Source organism: Nocardioides cavernaquae (genome assembly GCF_003600895.1).
GTDB lineage: Bacteria > Actinomycetota > Actinomycetes > Propionibacteriales > Nocardioidaceae > Nocardioides > Nocardioides cavernaquae.
This window is the reverse complement of record NZ_QYRP01000002.1, coordinates 1,266,362-1,280,100: the sequence shown is the minus strand read 5'-3', so window position 1 is coordinate 1,280,100 and position 13,739 is coordinate 1,266,362. Positions and strand designations below refer to the sequence as shown.

At 69.7% G+C, this 13,739-nt stretch carries 14 protein-coding genes and 1 riboswitch; of the genes, 5 read left to right on the top strand and 9 right to left on the bottom strand.

Annotation, left to right across the window (positions count from 1 at the left end):
- The first annotated feature begins 48 nt into the window (after positions 1-48).
- Positions 49-1,629: a bifunctional phosphatase PAP2/diacylglycerol kinase family protein gene (locus tag D4739_RS06295; RefSeq protein ID WP_120059774.1), complete on the top strand. Its 1,581-nt coding sequence runs from the start codon at positions 49-51 to the stop codon at positions 1,627-1,629.
- A 63-nt stretch (positions 1,630-1,692) separates the two neighbouring features.
- On the opposite strand, the gene D4739_RS06290 is transcribed toward D4739_RS06295, so the two are convergent.
- The 3 genes from D4739_RS06290 to D4739_RS06280 form a co-directional block, all read right to left on the bottom strand.
- Positions 1,693-2,532, bottom strand: coding sequence for a hypothetical protein (locus D4739_RS06290; RefSeq protein WP_120059773.1), 840 nt, complete (start codon positions 2,530-2,532; stop codon positions 1,693-1,695).
- Positions 2,529-3,026 (bottom strand): sigma-70 family RNA polymerase sigma factor, encoded by a 498-nt coding sequence (locus tag D4739_RS06285; protein ID WP_120059772.1) that lies wholly within the window; start codon positions 3,024-3,026, stop codon positions 2,529-2,531. Before D4739_RS06285 ends, D4739_RS06290 begins: the two co-directional genes overlap by 4 nt.
- 127 nt (positions 3,027-3,153) lie before the next feature.
- A complete protein-coding gene (locus D4739_RS06280; protein WP_238473542.1) occupies positions 3,154-3,555 on the bottom strand; it encodes a DUF4446 family protein in 402 nt (133 codons plus the stop codon).
- Positions 3,556-3,663: 108 nt separating this feature from the next.
- Here D4739_RS06280 and D4739_RS06275 point away from each other — a divergent pair, with 108 nt between their 5' ends.
- Positions 3,664-4,290 carry a TMEM165/GDT1 family protein gene (locus tag D4739_RS06275; protein ID WP_120059771.1) on the top strand — a complete coding sequence of 209 codons (627 nt, stop codon included), beginning with the start codon at positions 3,664-3,666 and terminating at the stop codon, positions 4,288-4,290.
- Between the two features lie 144 nt (positions 4,291-4,434).
- Here D4739_RS06275 and D4739_RS06270 read toward each other — a convergent pair whose 3' ends face one another.
- A complete protein-coding gene (locus D4739_RS06270) occupies positions 4,435-5,211 on the bottom strand; it encodes a glycerophosphodiester phosphodiesterase (RefSeq protein ID WP_220699245.1) in 777 nt (258 codons plus the stop codon).
- Positions 5,212-5,396: 185 nt separating this feature from the next.
- Between D4739_RS06270 and D4739_RS06265 the strand changes: the two genes are divergently transcribed.
- Positions 5,397-6,695 carry a dicarboxylate/amino acid:cation symporter gene (locus D4739_RS06265; RefSeq protein ID WP_120059769.1) on the top strand — a complete coding sequence of 433 codons (1,299 nt, stop codon included), beginning with the start codon at positions 5,397-5,399 and terminating at the stop codon, positions 6,693-6,695.
- Positions 6,696-6,725: 30 nt separating this feature from the next.
- Here D4739_RS06265 and D4739_RS06260 read toward each other — a convergent pair whose 3' ends face one another.
- From D4739_RS06260 to D4739_RS06240, 5 genes are all read right to left on the bottom strand, one after another.
- Positions 6,726-7,940 (bottom strand): ATP-binding protein, encoded by a 1,215-nt coding sequence (locus tag D4739_RS06260; RefSeq protein ID WP_120059768.1) that lies wholly within the window; start codon positions 7,938-7,940, stop codon positions 6,726-6,728.
- A gap of 74 nt (positions 7,941-8,014) precedes the next feature.
- Positions 8,015-8,275, bottom strand: a complete 261-nt coding sequence (locus tag D4739_RS06255; protein ID WP_220699244.1) for a hypothetical protein — start codon at positions 8,273-8,275, stop codon at positions 8,015-8,017.
- A gap of 39 nt (positions 8,276-8,314) precedes the next feature.
- Entirely contained in the window at positions 8,315-9,319 is a 1,005-nt protein-coding gene (locus D4739_RS06250) for an ABC transporter substrate-binding protein (RefSeq protein ID WP_120059767.1), read from the bottom strand.
- Entirely contained in the window at positions 9,316-10,146 is an 831-nt protein-coding gene (locus D4739_RS06245; protein ID WP_120059766.1) for an ABC transporter ATP-binding protein, read from the bottom strand. The genes D4739_RS06250 and D4739_RS06245 overlap by 4 nt, the downstream gene beginning before the upstream one ends.
- Positions 10,143-11,153, bottom strand: a complete 1,011-nt coding sequence (locus D4739_RS06240) for a FecCD family ABC transporter permease (RefSeq protein ID WP_420799028.1) — start codon at positions 11,151-11,153, stop codon at positions 10,143-10,145. The genes D4739_RS06245 and D4739_RS06240 overlap by 4 nt, the downstream gene beginning before the upstream one ends.
- Positions 11,154-11,250: 97 nt before the next feature.
- Positions 11,251-11,436, bottom strand: a riboswitch (cobalamin riboswitch).
- Between the two features lie 116 nt (positions 11,437-11,552).
- On the opposite strand from D4739_RS06240, the gene D4739_RS06235 reads away from it, so the two are divergent.
- Both D4739_RS06235 and D4739_RS06230 read left to right on the top strand, forming a co-directional pair.
- Positions 11,553-12,173, top strand: a complete 621-nt coding sequence (locus D4739_RS06235; RefSeq protein ID WP_120059764.1) for a hypothetical protein — start codon at positions 11,553-11,555, stop codon at positions 12,171-12,173.
- 99 nt (positions 12,174-12,272) lie between these two features.
- The gene (locus tag D4739_RS06230) at positions 12,273-13,730 is read left to right on the top strand and encodes a PepSY-associated TM helix domain-containing protein (protein WP_120059763.1); all 1,458 of its coding nucleotides are present in this window, start codon (positions 12,273-12,275) and stop codon (positions 13,728-13,730) included.
- Positions 13,731-13,739: the final 9 nt, after the last annotated feature.

Below are 13,739 nucleotides of genomic sequence, written 5' to 3'. Positions count from 1 at the left end.
CATCACATCCGCAGGGTTCCGGGGCCTCCGACCTGCATACTGAGCGCCGTGACCGATCGCCCCCGCCTGTGGCTGCTGAGCTGGGCAGCCGCCCTCTCGGGCCTGTTCCTGATCCTCGGCATCCTCGTGACCGCCGGATGGTCCCCGCTCCTCGATGCGGACCGCGCGCTGTCGCGACCTTTCGCGGACGCCGTGGCTGACCACGCCCACGTGATCACCGGCCTGCGCTGGTTCGAGCTCGCCACCGGCACGCTCGCCGCCGAGCTCGCCACCGTCGCCATCGCTCTGCTGCTGTGGTGGAAGGGGCACCCTCGCGCGGGCGTCTACTTCGCGCTGGTCAACGCGGCGACGATCCTCTCGGTCCAGGTCCTCAAGCCGCTCTTCGACCGTGACCGCCCGGAGTGGCAGATCGCAGAACGCCTGCTGCACAACGGTTCCTACCCATCGGGCCACGCTGCCTGGGCAGCGTCCATCCTGGGCAGCCTCGCCGTCCTGGTCTCGATGCTGGTGCGCAAGGCACCCATGCGGAAGCTCGCGTACGCCGCGTTGCTCCTGGCCGTCCTGGCCATCGGCGCAGACCGGCTCCTGCTCGGCCGCCACTTCGTGACCGACGTCGCGGGAGGCATGCTCCTCGGCGGGTTCTGGGTGCTGGTCGTGCTCGCGCTCTACTCACCGATCCCGCGTGGTCACGCCGTGTCGGCGCGCCCGCTCGTGGTGAGCGTGCCGCACGGCAAGCGCGACCTCGCCGTCGTGCTCAACCCGATCAAGGTCGAGGACCTGTCCCAGTTCCGCAGCGTCGTCACCCAGATGGCGATCGAGTCCGGCTGGTCCGAGCCCACGTGGCACTACACGACGGTCGAGGACCCCGGCACCGGCCAGGCCCACCAGGCCGCCATCGACGGCGCCGACCTGGTGCTGGTCTGCGGTGGCGACGGCACGGTCCGCGAGGTCTGCACCGAGCTCGCCGGCACCGGCATCCCGGTCGGCATCGTCCCTGCCGGCACCGGCAACCTGCTCGGCCGCAACCTGTCGCTGCCGCTCTACTTCCGCTCCGCGATCGACGTGGCCCTCAACGGCCAGGACCGCGCGATCGACATGGTCCGCATCTCCGGCGACGGCGTCGAGGAGACGTCGTTCCTGGTGATGGCGGGCATGGGCTTCGACGCCGCGATCATGGAGGGCGTCAACGAGGACATCAAGAAGAAGGTCGGCTGGATCGCCTACGTCCTCTCCGCGCTGAAGGCTCTGATGTTCCCGACGATGAAGCTCGAGGTCTCCATCGACGACGGGCCGTTCACCAAGCACCGCGCGCGCACCCTCGTCGTGGGCAACGTCGGCTACCTCCAGGGCGGCATGCCGCTGATCCCGAACGCCTCGATCGACGACGGCCAGCTCGACGTGGTGATCCTCTACCCGAAGAAGTTCCTCAGCTGGATCCCGCTCGCAGTCCGCGTCCTCACGAAGCAGAAGCGCAGCGACACCACCATCACCCGTTTCACGGGCTCGAAGGTCGTCGTGCGCTCCGCGGTCGACGTACCCCGCCAGATCGACGGCGACATCATCGCGTCCGGCAGCGAGCTGACCTGCGAGACCGTCCACGGCCGACTCCTGGTCCGCGTCCCCCGCTGACCCCCACCCCGCCGAGCCGCCAGGTTTGGCGTGCCGAGCCGCCAGGTTTGGCGTGCCGAGCCGTCAGCAGGGCTCCCAGGTTCCCGCTTCGTTGACCAGGCACCAGGTGCCGACGTTGCGCCCCTCGTTGGCGAGCAGCAGGTTGTCGTCTCCGGCGCTCCACTCGTAGACGTACACCTTCGTCGGACCACCAGCCTCGACGAGTGTGTAGATCGTGCCGTCGAGGCCGAGGACGGAGCGTGGGTTGCCGCCGTCCTCACTCGCGGTCAGGCCGAACGCACTCTGCGGGACGATCTCGGCCAGCCGACGCCCGGCCGTGCTGTAGACCCGCTGGACGGCGCCGTCCTGCTGCTCCCAGGTCACGAGCACTCCGGGGTTGTCGCCGGTGACGAGCGTGGTGGACACCTGCGGCACCCACTCACCCTCGTCCGGGAGGTCGATCGCAGCGGTTTCCCCATCCGCCCACGTGACGCTCAGGACGTCAGCCCCCTCCGACATCTCCAGGGCGAGCGTCTCGACGTCCCAGCGGTTGCCTGAGAGCCGAGCGGCTTCGCCGGGCAGGATCGTCCCGGCCGCGTTCTCGTCCACGAACGGCGGCAGCGCCGGGTTGGGCGTTTCGGTGGCGTTGACCGACTTCGTCGGCGACGGTGCCGCCGGGGTCGTGGCCGTGGTCGTCGGGGGCTGAACCGGTCCCGGCTCCTGCCCGTCGCCGATGTTGAGCGCGAAGGGCAGCGCGATCGCTCCCGCGCAGGCGGCCGCCGCGAGGGCGTAGAGGGCCGGGCGGCGCCACGGCGACCGCGGACGGGCCGCAACCGGCGGAGCGGCCGGAGTCAACCGGTCGTGCGTGATCAGGTCGGTCCGTGCGCGCAGCGCCTGGGTCAGCCGGTCTTCGGTGCCCGTCATCGCGTGGCCTCCAGGATCTTCTCGAGCGCGTCGATCGCGCGGCTGGCGGTGGACTTCACGGCACCACGGCTGATCCCGAGCGCCTCGGCGATCTCGGCCTCGGACAACTCCGACCAGTAGCGGAGCACCAGCACCTCACGCTGTCGCGGGGCGAGCTGGTCCAGGGCGGAGAGCACCTCGCGGTGCTCGTCGGCGAGCAGGTAGCGGTCGTCCGGAGCAGGGGGTGCGGCGTCGTGCGGGGCGACATAGGTCCGCGCCGTACGCCGTCGGCGCAGGGCCGAGCGGGACCTGTTGACGACCGCCGTGCGCAGGTAGCCCACGGCTGCGTCGCGGTGGCGCAGCTCCGGGTAGGCTGCGAAGGCAGCGAACGCGTCCTGCACGACGTCCTCGGCCGAGGCGAGGTCGTCGACGAGGAGGACCGCGAGTCTGACCAGGCTGAGCCGCTGGGCGGCGTAGAGGTCAGCGAGTTCGTCGCTGGCGAGCACAGTGCCCATCAGATACCCCCTGCGGCGCAGTGCGCCATGGTCTGCCCTTCCCCGGGTGGGGAACGTCCGTCACAGATACAGACGCGCGGCAGGCCTCGAGGTTGCTCCGCCATCCGTATGACGTCCGGCGGAGGCGTCAGGGGCGAGCGGCGCCGAGCGCCTCGTCCTCTTCCGGCGAAAGCTGCTGCTCGCTCTTCCACTCGCTGACGCTCTTGGCGTAGGTGCGTGCCTCGCTGCGGCCGTGGATCGAGGTCAGGACGACGCCGTTGCCGTCGTCATCGAGCACGGCGAGCGACCACGACAGGTGCCCGCCCATGTCCCCGAACGCGTCGTAGCGGACGACCGCGAGGTGCTTGAGCGCGAACCCAGCCTCGGCGCGAAGGGCCGCCACCTCCTGGCGGAGTCCCTGGACGTCCTCGGGAAGCGGGGCCGGTCCGCCCGCAACGCCACCAGTCGAAGCGCCACGGCGAAGCGCGGACACCGCAATCGCGAGCGCAGCAAGGGCAACGACCAGGGCGAGAACGGCGACGATCAGCACGGGAGCAGCCTAGTGCGGGGCCGGGGCGCGACCGGTTAGCCCCGCGGGACGGGCCGTCCGGTTCGGGATCCGGCGCCGGCCAGGAGCCCCGATACACTTGCGCACACCATGGACCTGCTCGTCGTTGCGCTCACCTTCGGAACCGTCTTCCTCGTGGAGCTCCCCGACAAGACGTTCATCGCCACCCTGGTGCTGAGCACCCGGTTCCGGCCGCTGCTGGTCTGGCTCGGCGTCGGCATCGCCTTCGCGCTGCAGACTGCGATCGCGGTGGGACTGGGACAGGCCGTCTCACTGCTCCCGGTCACCTGGGTCCGGATCGGTGCCGCCGTGCTCTTCCTGGTCGGCGCGTTCCTGCTGCTGCGCGAGGCCCGCAACGCCGACAGCGAGGAGGCGGCCACCGAGGCGGAGTTCGCCGCACGCGCGGACAAGGCGGCCGGATCGGGTCAGGCGGGGCGTCGTTCAGCGCTCACGGCAGTGCTGACCAGCTTCCTGGTCCTCTTCGCGGCCGAGTGGGGCGACCTCTCGCAGCTGCTGATCCTCTCGCTCGCGGCGAAGTACGACGAGCCGCTGAGCGTCTTCGCCGGAGCCCTGGCCGGCCTGCTCGCCGTGAGTGGCCTGGCCGTGCTGCTGGGCCGGTGGCTGCTGGCCCGCATCCAGCTGGCCACGCTGCACTACATCGGCGGCGGGATGTGCCTGCTGCTGGCCGGTCTGACCCTGGCCGAGCTGCTGACCTGAGCGCTCACCCCGGCGCCTCAGATCACGGTTCAATAACGGTTCTATACCGAAATAGAAAAAGCCAGGTCGTTGTCGACGGGGGATACAACAACGACCTGGCAATGAAAAGATAGTTGACGGCGCTCTCGACCGCAACATGTGCGGTCACTTCCGTCCCAGAAGTCGCAACATCGTGTCTGGTTTGTCCGTAATAACGGCCTCAACTCCGAGCGACTGGCACAGCTCGAGGTTGGCCTTGGTGTTGACGGTCCACACGTGGATCCGGCGGCCGCTCTGGTGCAGCCGCCGTCCAAATCCGGGATGGGCCTTCAGCTCCTTGATGCCGGGGCCGATGATCCAGTCCGGATCGACCAGCCGGCGCAGCATCGGCCAGTGGTGGGCCTTGTCCATGAGCATGACCAACGGCAGGTCCGGCGCCAGTCGCTGCACGCGCTGGAGCGCCGTGAACGAGAAGCTCATGATCCGCACCGGGGCATCGGGGCCGGTCCAGCCGAACTCCGCCAGCATCTCGACCAGACGGCGCTCGACCAGTCCGCCGAACCGGGTCGGGTGCTTGGTCTCGATCGCCAGCTCCACCCGGCGGTCGTAGTCGGCCACGGTCTCGAGCAGCTTGCGCAGGGTCAGGACCTTGCCGAGCTCCGGGTCCATGTCCGGGGCCTCGTCATCCAGCTCGGACCACGGGTGCTTCCAGGCTGCGAAGTCCAGCTCGGCGAGATCACGCAGCTCCATCGTGGAGACCAGGCCCGGGTTCGCCGCTGTGCGCGCGAGTGTCCGGTCGTGCACGCAGACCAGGTGCTGGTCGGCCGTGAGCCGCACATCGCACTCGAGTGCATCGGCTCCCGCCTCCAGCGCGGCGAGGTAGGCACCGAGCGTGTGCTCGGCCTTCTCGGCGCTGGCACCGCGGTGGGCAACGACCTGCATGCCACGGATCATGGCATCCGCCGACGCCCCGCGCCCTCAAATCAGCGCCGCGAAACATATATGCGATCCGTTACCTGCCCCGAACCGCTCGGAAATCGGCACGCAGCGTGCCGGACCTAGCGTCCCTTGTCCGCCCGGCCGGCGACCCTGCGCCGGGCCACATCCCATTCGGAGGAGCAAGGTTCATGAGAATCCTGAGAAGCCCCGCCCTGCAGATCGCAGCCGGCGCGGTCACAGGCATCATCTTCGGCCTGGTCGTCGGCGACTGGGCCAGCAACGTCAAGTTCATCGGAGACATCTTCATCCGCCTGATCCAGATGGCGATCGTGCCCCTGGTGATGTCGTCGGTCATCGTCGCGACCGGCGCCATGACGGGGCGCGGCACCGGCAAGCTGATGGGACGCACGTTCGGGTGGATCCTCGGGTTCTCCGTCGTCGCGGCAACACTGGGCTGGGTGCTCAGCACGCTGCTCACCCCCGGCAGCGGCATGTCGTTCGAGGGTGATCTCGATCCCTCCCTCGAGGAATCCGCCTCGACCGTCGCCGGCTGGCAGGCCACCCTGACCGAGTTCGTCTCGACCAACATCATCGGATCGATGTCGACCGCGACCATGGTCCCGATCATCGTCTTCTCGTTGCTCTTCGGCCTCGCCCTCAACAGCGTCGTGGCCAAGTCCGGCAACCGGACCGTGCTCGATTTCGCCGAGCAGGTGCAGCAGGTCGTCCTGACGATGATCCGGTACGTCATGTTCATCGCCCCGCTGGGCGTGTTCGCGCTGCTCGCCAACCTCGCGGGCACGGTGGGCTTCTCGGTGGTCACCACTGCACTCGCCTACCTGGGCACCACACTGCTCGGCGTCGTACTCATGGCAGCCGTGTTCGTCGTGGTCGTCTCGGTGGTGACCCGGCTCAACCCGCTGCTGCTCCCGGCCAAGCTGCTGGAGCAGACGGTGGTCGCCGTGACGACGACCAGCTCCGCGGTCACCTTCCCCACGGTGCTCCGCAACACCGTCGAGAAGGTCGGCGTCAGCCAGCGGGTCGCGAACTTCACGCTCAGCATCGGCATGACCATGGGGTCGTGCGGCGCCGTCCTGAACTACGTGATCGTCGTGATGTTCCTCGCCCAGGCGGGCGCGGTCGAGCTCAGCATCGGCCAGATCGTCCTCGCCATGGTGCTCGCGATCCTGCTGAACATCGGCACGATCACGGTCCCCGGCGGGTTCCCCGTCGTGGCGATGTTCCTCGCCACCTCGCTCGGCCTGCCCTTCGAGGCCGTCGGCCTGCTCATCGCCGTCGACTGGTTCACCGGCATCTTCCGGACGTTCCTCAACGTCAACGGTGACACGGTCGTCGCGATGCTCGTCGCCAACGCCACCGACGAGATCGACCGCGACGTCTACAACGGCGACAAGACCGTCGTCGCGGACGAGATCGACCTCGACGAGTTCAAGGACCAGTTCGAGGCGGCCGACAACCTTGACTGATCACCGCGACCACGCCTGGTCCGACGGGGGTCAGGCGTGGTCGCGGAGATACCGTCCGAAGTGGGGCACCGTGAAGGCGATCAAACCCCGCTCGGCGGAGTAGATCAGGCCCTTCTTCAGCAACGCATCGCGCGCCGGCGAAAGCGACTGCGGCTTCTTGGCGAGCTGGATCGCCACGTCCGCGGTGGACACCGAGCCGATGTCGTCGATGCGACCCTGACCGGTCACGGCCATCTCGACGGCGACGTCGGCCATCGCGCGGAGGTACTCCCTCTCACCGGGCGTCGCCCGCTCGTAACGGGATCCGAAGAAGCCGACGGCCAGCTCCTCCTCGGCCTCCGGTGCCGCCACCTTCACGTCGTCCGCGGTGATCGGCGACTGTGGCGCGAGGTCCCAGACCGCCTTGCCGTAGGCCTGGATGAAGTACGGGTAGCCGCCCGTTGCGGCGTACATCGCGGCAAGCGCGTCATCTGTGTAGGCCGCGTCCTCGTCCTCGGCGGGGGCCGTGAGGGCGCGGTCCGCGGCCTCACGAGAGAGACGGTCGATGCGCTGGTAGCGGAACAGCCGCTCGGAGTAGGACTTGCTCGCGGACAGGACCGCGGGCAGGTGCGGCAGACCGGCACCCACGACGATCAACGGCAGGCCGGACTGGCTGAGCTCGTGACAGGCAGCGCACAGCGCGGACACGTCGTCGGCGCCGAGGTCCTGCATCTCGTCGATGAAGACCGCGATGCCGCGGCCCATGTCCTGGGCGAGCCCGCCGATGTCGGTGAAGAGCTCGACCAGGTCGATCTCGATGTCACCCGAGTCCGCACGGCCACGCGCGGCAGCGACGTCGATGCCGGGGTTCCACATCTCCTTGAGCGTCGCCTTCGGCCCGGCATCGCGCTGGGCGAACGCCTTGAGCACGCCGAGGACGTGGTCGACCTGCTCGCGCTCGGGGTGCCCGAGCTCCCGGATCGCCTGGTGCAGCGCGCTGCTCAGCGGCCGGCGCAGGCCCTGGTCGGGGCGCGCCTCCAGCTTGCCGGTCCCCCACTGGCGACGGACCGCAGCCGAGCGCAACGCGTTGAGCAGGACGGTCTTGCCCACGCCGCGGAGTCCGGTGAGGACCAGCGACCGCTCGGGGCGCCCGCGCGACACCCGCTCGAGCACGACGTCGAACGCGCCGAGCTGCTCGTCGCGACCGGCCAGCTCGGGCGGTCGCTGACCGGCGCCGGGGGCATAGGGATTACGGATCGGGTCCACGATTGAACGGTATCGAGCAATCTAGTCGCAGCCCTAGATTTGGCTAGCGTGTCTGATCGAGTCCCTGGACGACGTCAGCCGGCGTCGGAGAGCCGGTCGGCCCGTCGTCGCTCGACCGCGACGGAGTACGACGCGTCGAGGCCGGCGCGCAGCACGTCGATCAGGTCGGGCACCTCGTCGATGGCGAGCCGGAACGTGCCGGTGCAGACGTTCTCGCGCCACAGCGAGAGGACGACCAGGCCGGACTCGTGGTGCCAGGTGACCCGCAGCGCGCGCGACGGACTGCGGGCGTCGAGATAGATCTCGCCCGTCAGCGGCAGCGGGGTGGGAGTCACCGTTCCATCATGCGCCCGACCCGGTGAGAGCGCCACCGATCAGCCCTTCGGCACGAGGCCCCACTTCTCCAGGGCCGTCCGGACCTCCTCGGCCGCGTCGATGTTGAGCGGGCCACTGGTCCACATCGCGTAGGGCAGGTTCAGGAACCGGCCTTCCCTGACCGCCGGCAGGTTCCGCGTCGCGGGGTTCGCGCGGAGCACGGCGACCTTCTGCTCGAAGCTCTGGCCCGGGTAGTCGACGAAGACGAACGCGTCGGGCTTCGAAGCGGCGAGGCGCTCCCACGAGACCTCGGTCCAGGTGTCCTTCAGGTCGGCCATCGCGTTGTGCCCACCACCGGCCTCGATGACGGCCTGCGGAGCCCCGAAGGCACCGGAGGTGAAGACCGCCTTGTCGCCGCTGTCGAACACGAAGAGCACCGGGCGTTCGTCGGCCTTCGGCGCCTCATCGAGCGCGGCCAGCCGCTGGTCGAAGTCGGCGACGACCGCCGCCGCCGCCTCCGTGCGGCCGGTGATCTCGCCCAGGTTGGTCATGTCGTCACGCAGCGCGGTCCACGGGTCGACGATGCCGCGGGCACTCGATCCCTCCTGGCGGCACGACTCCGTCAGGATGTACGCCGCGATGCCGCGCTCGGCGAGCGCGTCCGGCGTGAGCTGCTTGGTCTCGTCGTAGCCGTAGTTCCAGCCCGCCACCATGACGTCCGGCTTCGCCGCGATCACCGTCTCCAGGCCGGGGTAGTCGTCGGAGACCTGGTTGAGCCCGGCCACGGCGGCGCCGTAGTGCTCGGTCAGCACCAACTCGTCACGACCGATGCTGGAGACGGCGCCGACCTGCTTCTCCGCACCCAGGGCCAACACCATCGAGATCAGGTTGCTGTCGTTGACGAAGAGCTTCTTCGCGGGAGCCGGGAAGTCCACCTTCGTGCCGCAGTTGGTGACCGTCACGGTGCCGCCCGCCGCGGGGGCAGCCTTCGTCGCACCGCCACAACCGGAGAGGCCAAGGACTGCTGCGGCCGCAAGCACGCCGTACTTGTTGCGCGTCTTCATGGGTGGATCTCTCTTTCATCGTGGCTGAACAGCAGGTGCGTCCGGCCGGTGAGGGGGTGGGTGACACGGGTTGCGAGGACACCGAACGCGTCGTGGAGAACCGACGGGGTGAGCACCTCGTCGGGTGTTCCGAGAGCGAAGAGTCCGCCGGCGTGCAGGACTGCGATGCGGTCGCAGAAGGTGGCCGCGAGGTCGAGGTCATGGAGGGCCACCACGGCGGTCCGGTCCAGGTCCCGGCAGAGCCGGCGGACCAGGCGCATCAGGGCGAGCTGGTGCTTGATGTCGAGGTGGTTGGTCGGCTCATCGAGGAGCAGCAGCGGGGCCTCCTGGGCGAGGCCGCGAGCGATCAGGGCCCGGCGGCGTTCGCCGCCGGAGAGGCGGTCCATGGACTGCTGCGCGGCGTACTCGAGGTCGACCAGGTGCAGCGCCTCCGTGACGGCGAGCCGCGACGCCTCGTCGATGCCGCCCCAGGCGCGGGCGTGCGGCACGCGCCCCAGCGCGACCATCTCGGAGACGAGCAGGTCCGAGGGCGCGGCCTCCTCCTGCGCGACGAACGCGATCTGGCGGGCGCGCTCGCGTGACCTGATGGCGCCGAGCGGACGACCAGCCAGCAGGACCTCTCCGGCCGACGCGGGCCGCACGCCGGCGAGGACGCGGAGCAGTGTCGACTTGCCCGTGCCGTTGGAGCCGATCAGCCCGAGCACCTCGCCCGGCCGGACGTCGAGGTCAACACCGGACAGGACCGTGCGCGGTCCGGCCTTGCAGGCGACGCCGGAGGCTGCGAGTGCAGGGGTCGTGCCGACGACGTGGGGTGCGGTGATCGTCATGACTCGCCTCCGAAGCGATAGGTGCGACGGCCGAGCAGGATCAGGAAGACGGGAGCCCCGATGAGGCCCGTGACCACGCTCAGCGGGATCTCGGTCGGCCGGACCGCGATGCGGGTGACGACGTCGACCCAGACCAGGAAGACCCCGCCAGCCAGCGCCGCTACCGGAAGCGAGGCGCGGTGGCGCGGACCGACGAGGAGCCGCGCCAGGTGCGGCAGCACGAGTCCGACGAATCCGATGCCACCGGCCACCGCGACGAGGACGCCGACGAGGACCGCCGTCAGCACGAAGAGCCCGGTGCGCAGCGCCCGCACCGGTACGCCGAGGGCAGCGGCCGTGTCCGGCCCGACCGCGAGCGCATCGAGCCAGCCACTAGCCGCCATCAGCAGGACGAACGCGATCGCCACGACAGCAACGGGGAGCCAGAGGTGGTCCCAGGTCGCGCCCGAGAGTGAGCCCAGCAACCAGAACAGCACCGATTGCGCGGCCTGCGGCTCAGCGCTCCGGAAGACCAGGAAGCTCGCCATCGATGAGAACGCCGCGGACAGCACCGTGCCGGTCAGCACCAGCCGCAGCGGGGTGAGCCCGCCCTGCAGCATCGCGATCCCGAAGACCATGAGCGACGCGAGCAGCGCGCCCGCCAGAGCTCCGAGAGAGAGCGCCCAGAGCCCGGCGCTGGAGAGCACGCCGAGCGTGATCACGGCTGTCGCGCCGACGCTCGCTCCTGACGAGACGCCGAGCAGGTAGGGATCGGCGAGGGGGTTGCGGACCAGGGTCTGCACGGCCGCGCCCGCGATCGCCAGGCCGGCCCCGACGACCAGGCCGAGCAGCGTCCGCGGGAGCCGGATCTCCCAGACGATCGCGTCGTACGCCGTGTCGACGGGTGCGCCACCGAAGCGGCCCCTCAGGGCGTCGACGACGACGTGCGCCGGCAGTGGCTCAGCGCCGAACCCGGTCGCGAGGACAACGGTGACGCAGGCCAGCGGCAGCAGCACTGCCACGAGCAAGGGCACCGAAAGACGTCGCGCGTTCTGCCGACGGGAGACGGCATCAACTTCATGCAAAGGAAGACCTCTGGAGTCAGGCGCTCAGATCGCGAAGCGCTGTGGACACAGCGAGCCAGCAGGTCTTCGGACTCGGGGTCAAGCGAACGAAGCGCCTTCCCAGACCCGAAGATCCAGTGGCTTTGTTGCTTCGCTCGTCGCCCTCACCGCTGCGCGACAGTTCCGGATTCTCACCGGATTCCCTTCACCTCCCGGAGGAGGTGGGACTGACTCGCTGCGCAATCTAGGTGCGCGGGATCACGGACCACAAGAGGCTCAGCGTGAGGCGCACGTCACGGGCATCGAGCCTCGGCACGGTCGCCGAGCACCCGCAAAGTCACCGTCATGCCTCATGATGTTGCCGTGGCGACTCGGGCAGGCACCGCTCTGACGGTGTCGCGCGCCTTCATCACCTCGCTCGTCTCACTGCTGCTCGCGGTCGCCGCCCACGTCAGCGCGGGCGGCCTGGTGCCGGCGCTGTGGACCCTCCCGCTGATGCTCCTGCTCTGCACGATGAGCGCCGCGATGTGGCTGGACCGCGAGGCCTCCCGGCTGACGATCGCCGGTCTCCTCATCGTCGGCCAGACCAGCATCCACGTGGCGATGACCGCGCTCTCGGGCCACGGCGAGCCGATCGGGGCAGACCCGACCGGAGTCGCTGGTGCGCTCCGCGATGCCCTGGGTCACCTGGCTGCCGACCTGACCCCGACGCACGCTCCGATGGCACTCGCCCACCTCGTCGCTGCCGCCCTCGCCGGGCTCGTCCTGGCCCACGGCGAGCGGCTGCTGTGGAACGCGCTGCGGCTCGTGGCCAGGGCCGCCGACGCCGCGCTGCTCCTCGTCGTACGCCGTGTGCCCCTGCCTGCCGCGACAACGATCCCCCGGCGCATCGACGCCGGTCACCTCCCGGTCCTCCACCTGCAGGTCCTGCTCGGTGACACCCACGCGCGGCGTGGGCCACCGGTCTCCCTCCGCGCTGCCTAGCCACTCCGGGCGGCGCACGAAGCCCGTCCAAGCGCAGCCCCTGTTCACGTGCAGACCCCTCGGGTCGGCGCGCACGTGAACGATCTCGGAGGAGCCCTCATGACCGACACAACTACCGTCGACCCCGAATCCGTCGACCAACGCTCACGCCCGGACAAGAAGGCGGCCAGATCCGGAGGCGGCGGCCTGTTCCGCACCTTCTGGCGCTGGCACTTCTACGCCAGCTTCCTTGTCATCCCGGTCCTGCTGGTGCTGGCCAGCACCGGACTGGTCTACCTGCTGCGGTTCCAGATCGAGCCGCTGCTCCACGCCGACCTGATGAAGGTCGACGTGCCCAGCAGCGGCACCCGCCTGTCGTACGACGCCCAGGCAGCGTCGCTGCTGAAGGCGTATCCCGACGGCCGGATCGCGGCGGTCCTCGAGCCGTCCGATGCAGACCGTTCGACCGACTTCTCGCTCTCGACCGCCGCGCCCGGCACGCCGAGCTGGGAGGACGACACCATCCGGGAGGTGTACGTGAACCCGTACACCGGCGAGGTGCTCGGCGAGCTCGACCCCAACAAGACCGTCAGCGGCTATGCGAAGAACCTGCACTCCAACTTCATGGCCGGCGACCTCGGCGCCTACGTGATGGAGCTCGGAGCCTGCTGGGCGATCGTCATGGCGATCACCGGCTACTACATGTACTGGCGAGGTCGGGCTGCGCGGGCTCGGCGCAAGGCTGCCAGGGCCGCGGGCGCTGCCCTTCGCCACAAGCACGCGACGATCGGCCTCTTCGTTGGCGTCGGGCTGCTCGCCCTGGTCGCGAGCGGGCTGCCGTGGACGATCTGGTGGGGCGCGAAGGCGCAGGAGCTCGCCACGTCGCAGGGCACGTCGTTCTGGTCGGAGGATCCCGGTGCCCAGTCATCCGCGCCAACGCTGGACGCATCGGTCCCGCACAGCCACGCCGTGCCCTGGGGCGAGGGCAAGAGCACGGTCCCCACGTCCGAGGGGACGGCGGCTTCCAGGTCGACTGCGGACCAGATCGGATTCGACGGAGCAATCGAGACAGCCAACGTGCGGGGCCTGCACCACCCGATGACCGTCATTCCGCCGGCCGACGAGAAGGGGGTCTACTCCGTCATCGGCTACGCCTTCAACGAGCCGGGACACGAGTCGGCGCTCCACATCGACCAGTTCACGGGCAAGCCCGTCGCGGAGTTCGGCTACGACCAGTACGGCGCACTCGCCAAGGTGGTCGGCCAGGGCATCGCCCTGCACGAAGGACGCCGGTTCGGCACGGCCAACATGGTGGTGTCGGGGCTCTTCTGCGTCGCCGTGATGTTCATGTGCGTGGCCGGGCCGCTGATGTGGTGGCGCCGTCGTCCGAAGGGCGCCTCCATGGGCGCACCGCGCGGCCGGCTCAGCCTGAAGGCCGGTCCGGTCGCTGTCGTCGGCCTGATCGCGCTGGGCGTCGGGTTGCCACTCTTCGGTGCCTCGCTGGTCGCCGTCTTCGCCCTCGACCAACTCGTGCTCCGGCGGGTCGCCCCGCTCCGGAACTTCTTCAACGTCGCTTGACCTCTACGT